The organism is Rickettsia endosymbiont of Ixodes scapularis (assembly GCF_000160735.1).
Lineage (GTDB): Bacteria > Pseudomonadota > Alphaproteobacteria > Rickettsiales > Rickettsiaceae > Rickettsia > Rickettsia tamurae.
Genome location: NZ_CM000770.1, coordinates 1,661,483 through 1,674,637 on the forward strand (window position 1 = coordinate 1,661,483; position 13,155 = coordinate 1,674,637).

Consider the following 13,155-nt stretch of genomic DNA (forward strand, 5'->3'; position numbering starts at 1 on the left):
GCAACACTATGCGGGAATGACATTAATTTTCTCACTCACAATTTTTCCGTCTTTAGTAATCAACATATCACGTACTAACTCATCATCCATATTAAACTTACCGTCTTGCAATGCATAGGTTAGAAAATTATACAAATTCTTAGCATATAATTTTGAGCTGTCGGTAGCAATTTTAGTAGCAAGATTTGAGAAGCCTATTATGGTAACTCCATGCTTAGTAACGATCTTATCCGGTTCTGACCATTCCACATTTCCTCCTGTAGAGGTTGCTATATCAACAATCACTGAGCCATGCTTCATAAATTCTAGCATTTTTTCCGTAACAAGCAGAGGTGCTTTTTTTCTGGGAATTTGTGCAGTAGTAATAACTATATCATATCCTTTAATAATTTTTGCTAAAAACTCTTCTTGTTTAGCTTTGTAATCTTCTGAACTCTCGTGAGCATAGCCTGATTTATCTTGTAAATCTTCCTGTAGTTCCGGTGATACAAATTTAGCTCCTAAGCTTTCCACCTGCTCTTTGGTAGCAGCTCTTACATCATATCCTGCAACAATGCTACCAAGCCTTTTTGCCGTTGCAATAGCTTGAAGACCGGCAACACCGATACCAAGTACCAAAGTTTTACATGGTGAAATCGTTCCTGCTGCCGTCATCATAATAGGAAAAGCCCTTGTGTAATGATAGCTTGCTTCAATTACCGCTCTATAACCAACTAAATTACTTTGAGAAGATAAAGCGTCCATATTTTGAGCTTTAGTAATTCTCGGCACAAACTCCATAGCAAAAGTCGTAAGATTTTTTTTAGCTGCCGCTTTTATATATTCATGATTTAAATAAGGCGACAATAATCCCACAATAATTGCTCCTTTTTTTGCAAATTCAAGCTCGCTATATTTATCCGTAACGGATGAAGGTTGCACCTTTAATATAATATCTGCATCAGAAATAATTTCGAGTGGTACCGAAGATATTTTAGCACCTAGAGCGACATATTCTTCATCAAGAAAACCGGCATGAAGCCCTATATCTTTTTCTACCGTAACCGCATAGCCTTTTTTGACTAGCAATCCTGCTACTTCAGGCGTTATAGCGGCTCGTGTCTCATGCTTGGCTTTTTCTTTTAAAGCAACAATTTTCATAAATACTAATTATATTTTGCATTAACTGAATACATAAGGTATTTTAAACATAATTTAAAATATAAAACAATGAAAATGAAAAAAATATTTTTTCTAATCATTATTTATCTTTTTGTGAATTCAAACTTAGCATTTGGGGCAGGTGATAAAACAGCTATTTCGGAGCTAAAAACCTATCTACGTACTATAAAGTCGGTTGTGATAGATTTTACTCAAGAAGATTCGTACGGTAAAATAGTTAAAGGAAAATTACTAATCCACAAACCTTATAATTTTAGATGTAATTATTATCCACCTTTCCCTTTAGTCATAATAGGTACTAAAAATTTCGTATCGATGTATGATTATGATATGGAACAAGTAAGCCGTATTAATAGAAGCAAAAATACATTTAATTTTTTATTAGAAGATAATGAGCATTTTGACAAGGATTTTGTTTTTGAATCGGTAGTTAATGAAGGGAATATTTCTAAAATTACTATCTATCATACTCTAACAGAAAAACGTAGTGAAATTACTTTTAATAAAGCTACTAAACAAATTGAAGCATTAAAAATATTTGAAGATAAGAATATAATCACTATTACTTTTGATAAAATAGCTAAAGTACAAAAATTTTCCGATGATTTGTTTAAATTAAAAAACCCTGAAATATTCGGTCCGCCTGAAAGATTAACAAAATCGGAAATAGAAAAAAAATATATTGTTTCTTGAAAATAAACAGGTTATGTTAATTACGCTAGTAGTGGGCATTGTACCTGTTTAGTCGGTCAGGTCTGAAAGGAAGCAGCCGGAGTGGGATTCGGTGGGTCATTACTAGCATTTACTTCGATTCACTGTCATACCGTGGCTTGACCACGGTATCCAGTAAAAATACTAAAATTACTACTATTATAAGTTATTTTTTTGGATCCCGCGATCAAGTCGCGGGATGACAACGGTGAAATTGATCCACGCAACGATGCCTGACGAGGTATGACATAAAAAGTCTTATAATAATCGTGACCGATATAAATTCATCTAATCAGTATATTCCTTTTGCAAGGAAATATCGTCCTAGTAACTTTGCCGAGCTTCAGGGCCAAGAGGTATTAGTCAAAGTTTTAAGCTATACTATTTTAAACGATAGGCTCGCCGGAGGCTATCTTTTAACAGGTATTAGAGGAGTCGGTAAAACTACCTCCGCCCGAATTATTGCCAAAGCCGTAAATTGTTCTGCTTTAATTACTGAAAATACGACTATTAAAACATGTGAAGAATGTACAAATTGTATCAGCTTTAATAATCATAATCACCCTGATATAATCGAAATTGATGCGGCAAGTAAAACTAGCGTAGATGACATACGTAGAATTATAGAATCCGCCGAGTATAAACCTCTACAAGGTAAACATAAAATCTTCATCATTGATGAGGTGCATATGCTCTCTAAAGGGGCATTTAATGCACTTCTTAAGACTTTGGAAGAACCGCCACCTCATATAATATTTATTTTTGCAACGACGGAAGTACAAAAGATACCTGCAACTATTATCTCAAGATGTCAACGTTATGATTTAAGGCGGTTGAGTTTTGAAGAGATTTTTAAGCTACTTGAATATATAACTAAGAAAGAAAATTTAAAAACCGATATAGAAGCACTAAGAATTATAGCTTACAAATCGGAAGGGTCAGCACGTGATGCAGTATCTATTTTAGATCAAGCAGCTAGTATGTCGGCGAAATCTGACAATATAATTAGTCCTCAAGTAATTAATCAAATGCTTGGGCTTGTCGATAGTTCGGTTATAATAGAATTTGTCGAATGTATTATCCACAGAGAGACGGAAAAAGCTATAAATTTAATAAATAAACTTTATGGTTTCTCGGTTAATCTTGAGATTTTTATAGAATCGGTAGCAGATTTTATTGCTTATCTTAATAAAGTAAAAATGTTACCTAATTATAGTTTGCCTATATATGAATCATTTAATGATAAAACTAAAAGCATATTAGATAAAACCAGCTTGCCGCACTTATCAATCTTATGGCAAATATATAATAAGGGAGTAGGGGAAATAAAAATTTCCTATAACCAACTAACAGAAACGGAAATGTTAGTTATAAAATCTATATATTCGATGTCGCTACCCTTACTTGCAGATTTCGACGGTAATAATCAAAATTTAAATCAATCAATTAATCCGGAAATAAAAAAAAATTTTGAAATTGTAGATTTTCTTGAATATCTATATAAAAATAATGAGATAGATATATATTATTTCCTGCTCAATCATACGGAACTTAAAAATCTCAGTAATAATAGATTAGAGTTCGTAAGTCTTGAAGTTACAAGCAAAATAAAAAAACAAATAGAAGATTTGTTAGCTGCTTTTACTAGTGAAAAGTTTGAGATAGTAATAATAAAAGAGCAGAACAAGCAAACCTTAAAGAATCAGTTAATCGGTAAGATTGAAGAAAGTAACGATTTTGGTTTAATTAAAAAACATTTCCCAAATATAACAATTTCGGATATTTTACTTAAAAGCTAAAAAATATATAGGATAGAATTATGGTAAATTTTAATCAGTTTTTAAAGCAAGCCCAATCAATGCAAAAGAAAATGCAAGAAGCTCAAGAGCAAATGGCAAATGCAAGATATACCGGTAAAGCCGGCGGTGGACTTGTTGAGGTTATTGCAACCGGTAAAGGCGAAGTTGAAAAGATTTCAATTGATGAATCTTTATTAAAAGCAGAAGAAAAAGAAATGCTTGAGGACTTAATTAAAGTTGCTTTTAACAATATTAAACAAAAATGTGATGAAGATTCTCAAAATTCTTTATCAGGAGCTTTAAACGGTATGAGCTTACCACCAGGCTTTAAAATGCCGTTTTAACACGGCTCTTATGTCATTCCCGAATGGTATTGTTGCATAGATCGGGAAAATCCACTGTGTCATCCCGTGGTCAAGCCACGGGGTGACAGAGGTGAAACTGCTCCACGCAACAACGTCTTTAGTTGCTTAGCTCATGACGATTTGGTATCCATATTTATTCACAAAATATCATCACAATAAGATGTATCTATCCCCAACATCTCATTAAGCTCTGTTTGTACTATCTCAGGCAAAACTTTAAGTTTCTCTTTTAATATTTGATATTCTTCATTGTTATCATCATTGTATATTTCTTTATATTTCAATAGCGTTTTATCCCTAAGAGAAGGGATAATCATATCATTTAGTTTATCTAACTTTTGCTCTAATTTTTCTTTTTGCTCTTCTGTTAGCTCTTTTTTACCGGTTTCTAAAAAACTTTTCAAATTACAAGCATCTTGTAGATGAAGTTTAACAACATCAATATTATAATTAACGCGAGTTTCGTATTAAGATGCCTAAATTATGGTTAATGAATATGCTATAATCCTTATCCTTTCAAGGTTTGTAAGAGGTGTGACAAGTTTTACAATTTAATAGTTATAGTCAAAAAAGACAATTTACTAAAAATTTATGCAGTTTTAAGTACATTTTATAACAAAAATAATATTACTAATATCCTCATAACCCAGTTACTATCAGCTATTCAGTTCCTCTATTAATACGAAACTCACGTAAAATATTAAGATTTATAGAATTTAATAAGGATAAAGATATGAAAGAACTAATAGAATTTCTAGAAAAACGAGGTTTGAAATGGGAAGCCGATAGTTTAAGAAAGGGTGGCACAACTCTTTCTCTTTCTTATAACAACATAGGCGATACAACATTAAAGACAATTAACGGATATCTGCAAAGAAATAAAACTATAGCCGAGAAAAAAGCAGAAAGCTTAAATGCAGAGGGTAATAATTTATGCAGTCAAGAAAAGTATGATGAAGCTATAGAAAAATATAAAGCAGCAATAAAAATCAAGAAAGGACTTGATGGATACTCATATAGGGCAGACAATTTATATGAAAAAAATAAAACAAATGCAGAAAAGGAATATAAAGAACAACAAAAACAAGTACTTTCTGCAAAAAATATTAATATTGTAGACGATAATTTAACTAAATTCTTACTACATGACAATTTTTCATTTTATCATCTTTGGATATTGGAATATCAAGGACAACAGCTGTATCCAACGTACTAATTGAGTAGAAATATTATACAAGATATTAACCAATGTATCTAATCCAACACGAAATATACTATTTTGCCTATAACCATGTTTTTTAATAACTATTGGTTTATCTAAAACTATAATCTCTCCAGTTTGATAAGCTAGGCAAAATGCAATAGACAATATTTGCATCAATGTATCTAATCGTAAATCATTAGTAATATGAGTTGCTTCACAGTTGAATCCTGCTGATTTAAAAGCTTTGAACATTGTTTCAATTTGCCATCTTTGAGCATATATCTCAGCAGGATTTTTGATCTCATCACTATGTATTAAGACTGCAAGTTCACTCTTCTTATTTCTGATCCCTACTACATTAAATATTTCACCTTTTGTACCAATTCTACGTTGTGACAAACTCACATGCGATCCTATGGCTAGAGGGCGAAATAACTCTTGTATTTTAACCATTTTTCCCCTTGCATTACTGATATATTGTCCATTTTCTCTAACTCGAAAAACGTATCTTATTTGATTTGTTCTAAGCCAAGAGAGCCATTCCTTACCTATAAATTCTCTATCAGCGGTTAATGCTTCAATGCGGTTTTTGTCAAAAACTTCTAAAAAACACTCCATCAGATCAATACGCTCAATATAATCAGAGTTACCACACTTTTTATCACTTAGAAAATTCCAAAAAGGGGGATCGCTATACCATGAAAACTGACAGCTAAATATAAAATATTTATATGTCGTTTACCAAATTTCCAATTCGTTCTATCTAAACACAATACCCATTTTTGCTCCTGCTCAAACCCAGTCATCATGACTAACATAACAGGTAATACTCTCCATGATATTGAGATTTCAGAGATAAATCTTTGCATCCTTCTATACCATGAAGCTGCTTTAATCCCAGACGGCATTCTATTGCATAACAATGACATGTTTACTGTCCTGCTGTTAAGCATTGAAATGATAAATAATCCTAAACATTTTGCTCTTGATAAATTAAACAAAATATGTTTTTGTAATAATTCGACTAGAGGGGCGGAATGATCTTTCATATGTAAACCAAGTTCTTTTCCCGTTATCATCATGAATTATCAGCAAAATTCAATCCTTTAGTCCTTACATCTCTAAAAATTGTCATGTAGTAAGAACTAAATGGAAAAAATTAGTAATAGATATAAAAGAAAAAAATCAAGTAGACACACAAAACCTAATAAAACATATAAATCAGGATGAATTAAATAATTTTGATGATAAAGGTAATACTATATTAATGTCCCCCTTCGGGGATAAGAAATCCCTCGCCTTCAGGCGAAGGGAAGATATAATGAAATTGCTTTAGCAATGAATTTATATCAAGAAACATGAGAAGTTATAGAAAGAATAGTCATAGTCAGTATGATTTAAAAGTACATCTTATATGGATACCAAAATATAGGAAGAGAGTATTGATAGGCAAAGTAGCGGAAAGGGCTAGAGATTTACTAAGGCAGATTTGTATGGAACATGAAGTATATATAATTTCAGGRAAAATATCATGTGATCACGTGCATATGTTTATCTCATATAAATCACAAATATCTCTTAGCAAGTTAGTACAGTATTTAAAAGGTAGTAGCTCAAGAATTTTATTGCAAGAATTTGCTCATTTAAGAAAACAATTTTGGGGCAATCATTTGTGGGCTAGGGGCTATATGGCGGTCAGTTCAGGTAATATAACTGATGAAATGATACAGCACTATATTGATGAACAGGAAGGTGAACCTGTGAATGATGATCGATTTCTAATCGATTCCACTTTATAACCCCTCAGCTTATAGCTGAGGGTTCTTTAGTTTCTGCTTTAGAAAAGGGCTTAGAAGTAGTTTATGAGCTGCTTATTACACAGCTATTAATAATAGAGAGATATTAGAAACCGCCCGTGATGGCTTAGAAAAAGTTTGTGAATTACTTATTAATAGAATGTCCATTACAGCTATTAATCATGTTAATAATAACGGCTATACGGCTTTGACTTGGGCTGTTGCTAATGGTTATGAAAGGGTTTGCGAATTGCTTATACCTAAAATTCTAATGAGGCTATTAATCAGGTTACTAATAATGGTAAAACAGCTTTAAGTATAGTTACAAATAAAGGTTTTAAAAATGTATGTGACTTATTGCATAAAATAGATGGTTTTTAAAAGTTGGTTGATGGGATAAATGATAAAGTAGCTACTAATATTGCGATAAATGCTAAATATAAAGCTATAATACGCGAGTTTCGTATTAATAGAGGAACTGAATAGCTGATAGTAACTGGGTTACGAGGATATTAGTAATATTGTTTTTGTTATAAAATGTACTTAAAATATAATGTACTGAAAAAATTAGACAAAAAAGCAGGTATTTTTGTTTCTCAATAAGTATAGAATAATAAATAAAATTAAAGAGAAACAAATGGGTAAAAAACAAATTACAAATTTTAGTGCAGAAGCAAAAACTAAAATAGTATTAGAGATGTTAAAAGAAGAATCAACAATAGGTCAGTTATCGGCAAAATATGAAGTAACGGCTAAAACTATGCAAAACTGGAAACGACAATTTTTAAATAATGCGTCATTGGTATTTGAGCCAGTAAAAGCTGTTAGTGAGTACAAAGGGCAGATTAGTGAACTTAAGAATCAAAATGATGAACTTGCAAAAGCCTTAGGTAAGGCTACAGTCGAGAGGGACTGGGCGGTGGGAAAGCTAAACAGCTTGGACTTATCAAATAAGAAAAGTCTTGTCGACCCCAAGCTGAGTACGTTAGCAAAGACAAGGTAATGTGAACTATTAAAGATAAGCAGATATGGAGTATATTATAAAGCTAAAGTAATGAGCTTATATAATCTTGATATTTTAAATAGAATAGATGAAATATATACGGATAACCCTGAGTATGGTTATCGTTATATATACAAACAATTATTGGAAGACGGTTTTAATGTGGGCAGAGATAGGGTGCTTAAATATATGGGAATAATGGGTATAGAAGCTATTCATCCTCATAAAAAGCAATCTACTTCTGTGAAGGATGGTCAACATAAAATTTATAGCTATTTGCTTGAGCCGTACTGGCATAAATCAGGAACGACTAGAACTATTCATGTACCTTATGTGAATCAAGTGTGGAGTGGTGACATTACTTATATTAGAACTAACGGAGGATTAGAACTAACGGAGGATTTATGTATCTTGTGGCGATTATAGATTGGCATAGTAAGGCAATACTAAGTTATAAATTATCTAATTCTATGGATGTATCACTTGTAACCGATGTATTAAAAGATGCACTGAATAAATACTCTGCACCACAAATATTCAATAGTGATCAGGGTAGTCAATATACTGGACATGAGCATACGGGAATTCTAAAAGAGAATAATATACAAATCTCAATTAACGGTAAGGGTAGAAGCATTGATAATATTGTGATTGAAAGATTTTTTAGAACTTTAAAATATAATTGTATATTTATAAACGATTTTAAAAATATCGCAGAACTTAAAGATGGTATTGATAAATACATGGATAAATATAACAATCAAAGATTCCATTCAAGTATTGGTTATAAAAAACCGATGAACGTGTATCTTGATTACTTACAAAATGCAGCTTAAAAATTATGTAAAATGGGAAACAAAATTAGTGAAAAATTTGTCTTGAAAAATCAGTCCAGTTTCTTGCGTGTGTTGATGGTCTTAAAGGTTTTCCAGAAGCAATAAATAGCATTTTCCCAAAAACCACAGTACAACTGTGTATTGTTCATATGGTAAGAAACTCTGTAAAATACGTATCATATAAAGATTTAAAATTGGTAACAGCTGATTTAAAGGCAGTTTATTCTGCAATAAATGAAGCAGAGGGATTAAGAGAATTACAAAATTTTGCTAAAAAATGGGATGAAAAATATCCAGTTATTTTTGATATATGGCAGAGAAATTGGTCTGGAATAGCTCCGTTCTTTAGCTTTCCGGAAGACATTAGAAAGGCGATTTACACTACTAATGCTATTGAATCAACTAACCGTCAAATTCGTAAAATTATAAAAAATAAGGGGGTATTTCCAGATGATAAATCGATTCAGAAAATAATCTTTTTAGCATTGACAAATGCTTCTAAAAAATGGACAATGCCTATTAAGAATTGGGCCATGGCTTTAAATCAATTTGCTATACTTTGTGATACTAATTTACAAAATTGGGCAAATGGAGAAATCGTACTTACACAAAAAATCTGACAGACCCCTATTAGCGTTTTCAAAAGTTTTAAGTAATTTAAGCTTTGCATTAGCAAAGTCAGGAGTTTCTCGTAATGCGGTTCTTGCTAATGTTCCTACAACAGCAATAATTGCACCGATACCAAATGTATAACGTCAATTAAAGCCATAAGAAGTAACAATAGTAGCAACTCCTAGAGCTGCGAAAGTTCCTACAGTAAAAACCGTAACTAAAGAACCCTCAGCTATAAGCTGAGGGGTTATAAAGTGGAATCGATTAGAAATCGATCATCATTCACAGGTTCACCTTCCTGTTCATCAATATAGTGCTGTATCATTTCATCAGTTATATTACCTGAACTGACCGCCATATAGCCCCTAGCCCACAAATGATTGCCCCAAAATTGTTTTCTTAAATGAGCAAATTCTTGCAATAAAATTCTTGAGCTACTACCTTTTAAATACTGTACTAACTTGCTAAGAGATATTTGTGATTTATATGAGATAAACATATGCACGTGATCACATGATATTTTCCCTGAAATTATATATACTTCATGTTCCATACAAATCTGCCTTAGTAAATCTCTAGCCCTTTCCGCTACTTTGCCTATCAATACTCTCTTCCTATATTTTGGTATCCATATAAGATGTACTTTTAAATCATACTGACTATGACTATTCTTTCTATAACTTCTCATGTTTCTTGATATAAATTCATTGCTAAAGCAATTTCATTATATCTTCCCTTCGCCTGAAGGCGAGGGATTTCTTATCCCCGAAGGGGGACATTAAGATCAGGACTGTAAGTAGGAAGGAATAAAATACTTGCCCCTACCGATTCAATTAATTCTTTTACCTTAGAGTTTTTATGAAAATTAATATTATCCATTACTACGACTTGTCCTGCCCTTAATTCTTTAATGAGTATATCCTTGACATACGTCTCAAAAATAGCTTTATTACAATTGCCTTCAAATATTAGAGGTGCTACAATATTGCTATTAAATAGGCCAGCAATCATACTAATTCTGTGTTTGTGCTGATAAACTTTTTCACCATAACATCTTTCTCCTTTTGGGCTCCAGCCATGTTCTCGACACGTATTATCTTCTATTCCTGATTCATCCAAAAACACTAGTTTATCTTTGTCTATAGTGGTTATCTTTTCTATAAACTCATTTCTTAATTTATGATTTCTTTTGGGATGAAGAAAAGTTTTTTTATAGCTGTAACCAACTTTTCTAATCATGTTTATTATAGTTCTTGCTGACACTTTACTAGGATACAAGATGGCTAGCTCTCGACTGCTTTTATCTTTATTAGATTCCAAAAATTTTTTAAATCCTTCCATATCTGTTATTTTATGACTATGCCCTTTTTGATAGCCAGTTTTTAATTGAACATCTCCTGTTTCTTTCTTTAATTTCTTCCAATCATATATTACTTTACGGCTGATATTAAATACTTGACTTGCTTCTATTATTCTTTTCCCTGACTCAATATATTGAATCACTCCCTTTCTTAAATCATATGAATATGGACTTGGCATAACTATTTTCTAATTACTTTACCATATCCTTTTATTAATATCACTATCTTAATTGCCTATGCTATACCTTGAACAATTCTACATAATATTATTATAATAGAAGCTGTTATACCAATTTCATTGTAAGTAGGAAGTAATGCCATTACTATGCACGAAGTAGCCATCATCATAGTTGTTATAACTACTGTAGTTTTTCGCCCATATGTATCGCCTAAATATCCAAAAACGAGAGCCCAGAGTGGTCTAAAGATAAAAGTAGCACATAAAGCTGCTATAGAGTAAAGCGAAGTAGCATAAGCATCAGCTTTTGGAAAAAAGCTCATTAAGAAGTACGGACATATGGACATAAAGCATAAGATCAAAATATTCCAATAAGGTTCCTACAGATAACAACCCTACAGCTTGTTTCTGTTCTTTTGTCAAACTTCTTTGTTCTTTTTCGTAGCCTAGCATAATTTTTGTATAAAAAATTAAATTGTAAAAAAATTATACTGTTTTGTATAAAAGTCAATAAAGGATTTTGTCTTATATAATTTAAATAGATTAATAATATTTCCCAATGCCTAATTACAAATTAGAGGAATGTATAATATATTAGACCAAACTTTATCCCAACCTTTTGCATGAGAAATATTAGGAAAAGTTTGTTTTTTTACACATAGTGAGTTACTTGTTTTTACGTAAAGTTCTGCTATGAAAGGCGGGACTCTTTTGTCCTCCATGCCGGAGAGATGTAATTGAGGGATATTATTAACCTGCTTTGCATAATTTATCGGGTTTAACGATTTAACTAAGTAACCACGATAATTATGATATTTATCAAATTTTTCAGTATCTAAATTACCGGCAATCGTTATAATATCTTTAACATTACTATTTTGAGCGGCAATTAATATTGTAAGCCCGCCGCCACCGGAGAAGCCGACTAAGCTAAATTTTTGTCCGTCATTGATAATATTTATGACATTGTTAATTGAATCTACGACTTCCTGCCCCATTCTTTTATCTAACCAATAATCGCTAATGCATTTTGAGTTCATTTCTAAAGGAGTATATTGGCAAGGTCTTGCTATATAAACAATATTCGGTCTTTTATCCATTGTAGCAAGCTTTAAGAGCATCGGATTAACGGGAGTAGGGTTGTTGGAATTAGCAGATCTATCCGCAAGATGTCCATCTCCCTCAATATAGAATACAAAAGGTAGGTTACGGTCGGTAATACGCTGATAAGTCGTAAGAGTAAAATCACCTCCGTTTACTAGCTGCATCTGAAAGTTATTTTGAGTTGCTATATCTTGCGAATGCTTTACCCTACTAGCTACATCATGGGTAGTAGAACACCCTGAAAGAAATATTGATGTAAGGAATATTATACAAAGAAGTTTTTTCATAATATTTAAGGTTATATTTGGTAGGAGTTATTTACATGGCTTTAATGACATTCCTGTGTGGACATCAAATCGTCATTGCGAGTGGGCATTGTTGCGTGGATCAATTGCACCTCTGTCATCCCGTGGCTTGACCACGGGATGACACAGTGGATTTTATCGAACCACGCAGGGCAGGCGATACCTGCTCGCAATGATGACAGAAAATAATTAAAACGGTATTTCGTCGTCTAAGTCGCTATGATCAAAGGAATGATTTTTAGTTTCAGGATGTTTATATTCATGCTCTGAATCTTGAGTATGATTATTAGAGTTTTTACTATCTAATAATATTAATTGTGAATTAAAGTTTTGTAACACAACTTCCGTGGTATATTTTTCTTGACCTGAATTATCATTCCACTTACGGGTTTGCAATGAACCTTCAATATATAATTTACTACCTTTTGTGACATAGCGTTCTACAACAGATACTAACCCTTCACTAAATATCACTACTCTATGCCATTCAGTTCGTTCTTTTCGTTCGCTGGTAATGCGATCTTTCCAAGTTTCGGTTGTTGCTAAGGAAAGATTAATGATTTTTTTCCCTTCGCCCGTAGTTCTAATTTCCGGATCACGCCCTACATTACCTATTAATATTACTTTATTTAAACTACCTGCCATAGATTACTACCTATTTTAAAATATTATTATTGCAATAATAAAATAAAAGAGCCTATAATACTACAGGTTTTTTAA

14 protein-coding genes, 1 other RNA gene and 3 pseudogenes are annotated in these 13,155 nt (G+C 32.2%); 9 read left to right on the forward strand and 9 right to left on the reverse strand.

What is annotated here, in order from left to right:
* Positions 1-6: 6 nt before the first annotated feature.
* Positions 7-1,140: an NAD(P) transhydrogenase subunit alpha gene (locus REIS_RS08395; protein ID WP_008581045.1), complete on the reverse strand. Its 1,134-nt coding sequence runs from the start codon at positions 1,138-1,140 to the stop codon at positions 7-9.
* Positions 1,141-1,215: 75 nt separating this feature from the next.
* Between REIS_RS08395 and REIS_RS08400 the strand changes: the two genes are divergently transcribed.
* The 4 genes from REIS_RS08400 (at position 1,216) to REIS_RS08410 (ending at position 4,015) form a co-directional block, all read left to right on the forward strand.
* Positions 1,216-1,854 carry an outer-membrane lipoprotein carrier protein LolA gene (locus REIS_RS08400; protein ID WP_008581047.1) on the forward strand — a complete coding sequence of 213 codons (639 nt, stop codon included), beginning with the start codon at positions 1,216-1,218 and terminating at the stop codon, positions 1,852-1,854.
* Positions 1,855-1,875: 21 nt separating this feature from the next.
* Positions 1,876-1,967, forward strand: an RNA gene (gene ffs / locus REIS_RS11485) — signal recognition particle sRNA small type.
* A gap of 174 nt (positions 1,968-2,141) precedes the next feature.
* Positions 2,142-3,671, forward strand: a complete 1,530-nt coding sequence (dnaX, locus tag REIS_RS08405) for a DNA polymerase III subunit gamma/tau (protein ID WP_008581049.1) — start codon at positions 2,142-2,144, stop codon at positions 3,669-3,671.
* A 20-nt stretch (positions 3,672-3,691) separates the two neighbouring features.
* A complete protein-coding gene (locus tag REIS_RS08410; protein ID WP_008581051.1) occupies positions 3,692-4,015 on the forward strand; it encodes a YbaB/EbfC family nucleoid-associated protein in 324 nt (107 codons plus the stop codon).
* A gap of 158 nt (positions 4,016-4,173) precedes the next feature.
* Here the strand turns inward: REIS_RS08410 and REIS_RS14525 are convergent, their stop codons facing one another.
* A complete protein-coding gene (locus REIS_RS14525; RefSeq protein ID WP_008581053.1) occupies positions 4,174-4,440 on the reverse strand; it encodes a hypothetical protein in 267 nt (88 codons plus the stop codon).
* A gap of 329 nt (positions 4,441-4,769) precedes the next feature.
* On the opposite strand from REIS_RS14525, the gene REIS_RS08420 reads away from it, so the two are divergent.
* Positions 4,770-5,252: a tetratricopeptide repeat-containing protein gene (locus REIS_RS08420; protein ID WP_008581055.1), complete on the forward strand. Its 483-nt coding sequence runs from the start codon at positions 4,770-4,772 to the stop codon at positions 5,250-5,252.
* Here the strand turns inward: REIS_RS08420 and REIS_RS11395 are convergent.
* Positions 5,193-5,960 (reverse strand): IS4 family transposase, encoded by a 768-nt coding sequence (locus tag REIS_RS11395; protein ID WP_338109812.1) that lies wholly within the window; start codon positions 5,958-5,960, stop codon positions 5,193-5,195. The two genes, REIS_RS08420 and REIS_RS11395, sit on opposite strands and share 60 nt — an antisense overlap.
* Positions 5,906-6,322, reverse strand: a complete 417-nt coding sequence (locus tag REIS_RS08425) for a hypothetical protein (RefSeq protein ID WP_008581056.1) — start codon at positions 6,320-6,322, stop codon at positions 5,906-5,908. The genes REIS_RS11395 and REIS_RS08425 overlap by 55 nt, the downstream gene beginning before the upstream one ends.
* A 276-nt stretch (positions 6,323-6,598) precedes the next feature.
* On the opposite strand from REIS_RS08425, the gene tnpA (REIS_RS08430) reads away from it, so the two are divergent.
* The 4 genes and pseudogenes from tnpA (REIS_RS08430) to REIS_RS08440 all read left to right on the forward strand — a co-directional run.
* Positions 6,599-7,039: an IS200/IS605 family transposase gene (tnpA, locus tag REIS_RS08430; RefSeq protein WP_008579210.1), complete on the forward strand. Its 441-nt coding sequence runs from the start codon at positions 6,599-6,601 to the stop codon at positions 7,037-7,039.
* 100 nt (positions 7,040-7,139) lie between these two features.
* Positions 7,140-7,352 carry an ankyrin repeat domain-containing protein gene (locus tag REIS_RS17510; RefSeq protein ID WP_371256177.1) on the forward strand — a complete coding sequence of 71 codons (213 nt, stop codon included), beginning with the start codon at positions 7,140-7,142 and terminating at the stop codon, positions 7,350-7,352.
* A 321-nt stretch (positions 7,353-7,673) separates the two neighbouring features.
* A pseudogene (locus tag REIS_RS08435) lies at positions 7,674-8,875 on the forward strand (IS3 family transposase).
* 62 nt (positions 8,876-8,937) lie between these two features.
* A pseudogene (locus REIS_RS08440) lies at positions 8,938-9,495 on the forward strand (transposase); the annotation flags it as partial.
* A gap of 239 nt (positions 9,496-9,734) precedes the next feature.
* On the opposite strand, the gene tnpA (REIS_RS08445) reads toward REIS_RS08440, so the two are convergent.
* The 5 genes and pseudogenes from tnpA (REIS_RS08445) to REIS_RS08465 all read right to left on the reverse strand — a co-directional run bounded on the left by tnpA (REIS_RS08445) (position 9,735) and on the right by REIS_RS08465 (position 13,080).
* Positions 9,735-10,175 carry an IS200/IS605 family transposase gene (gene tnpA / locus REIS_RS08445; RefSeq protein WP_008579210.1) on the reverse strand — a complete coding sequence of 147 codons (441 nt, stop codon included), beginning with the start codon at positions 10,173-10,175 and terminating at the stop codon, positions 9,735-9,737.
* 71 nt (positions 10,176-10,246) lie between these two features.
* Positions 10,247-11,026 (reverse strand): IS630 family transposase, encoded by a 780-nt coding sequence (locus REIS_RS13295; protein ID WP_008581064.1) that lies wholly within the window; start codon positions 11,024-11,026, stop codon positions 10,247-10,249.
* A 59-nt stretch (positions 11,027-11,085) separates the two neighbouring features.
* Positions 11,086-11,479: pseudogene (locus REIS_RS08455) on the reverse strand (MFS transporter); the annotation flags it as partial.
* Between the two features lie 110 nt (positions 11,480-11,589).
* A complete protein-coding gene (locus REIS_RS08460) occupies positions 11,590-12,417 on the reverse strand; it encodes an alpha/beta hydrolase family protein (protein ID WP_008581066.1) in 828 nt (275 codons plus the stop codon).
* Positions 12,418-12,624: 207 nt separating this feature from the next.
* Positions 12,625-13,080 (reverse strand): single-stranded DNA-binding protein, encoded by a 456-nt coding sequence (locus REIS_RS08465; RefSeq protein ID WP_008581068.1) that lies wholly within the window; start codon positions 13,078-13,080, stop codon positions 12,625-12,627.
* Positions 13,081-13,155 lie beyond the last annotated feature (75 nt).

What these genes read in the sequence shown, in the direction of transcription:
- REIS_RS08395 (WP_008581045.1), bottom strand. Translation starts at nt 1,140, where the DNA reads ATGAAAATTGTTGCTTTAAAAGAAAAAGCCAAGCATGAGACACGAGCC.
- REIS_RS08400 (WP_008581047.1), top strand. Translation starts at nt 1,216, where the DNA reads ATGAAAAAAATATTTTTTCTAATCATTATTTATCTTTTTGTGAATTCA.
- REIS_RS08410 (WP_008581051.1), top strand. Translation starts at nt 3,692, where the DNA reads ATGGTAAATTTTAATCAGTTTTTAAAGCAAGCCCAATCAATGCAAAAG.
- REIS_RS08420 (WP_008581055.1), top strand. Translation starts at nt 4,770, where the DNA reads ATGAAAGAACTAATAGAATTTCTAGAAAAACGAGGTTTGAAATGGGAA.
- REIS_RS08425 (WP_008581056.1), bottom strand. Translation starts at nt 6,322, where the DNA reads ATGATGATAACGGGAAAAGAACTTGGTTTACATATGAAAGATCATTCC.
- tnpA (WP_008579210.1), bottom strand. Translation starts at nt 10,175, where the DNA reads ATGAGAAGTTATAGAAAGAATAGTCATAGTCAGTATGATTTAAAAGTA.
- REIS_RS13295 (WP_008581064.1), bottom strand. Translation starts at nt 11,026, where the DNA reads ATGCCAAGTCCATATTCATATGATTTAAGAAAGGGAGTGATTCAATAT.
- REIS_RS08460 (WP_008581066.1), bottom strand. Translation starts at nt 12,417, where the DNA reads ATGAAAAAACTTCTTTGTATAATATTCCTTACATCAATATTTCTTTCA.
- REIS_RS08465 (WP_008581068.1), bottom strand. Translation starts at nt 13,080, where the DNA reads ATGGCAGGTAGTTTAAATAAAGTAATATTAATAGGTAATGTAGGGCGT.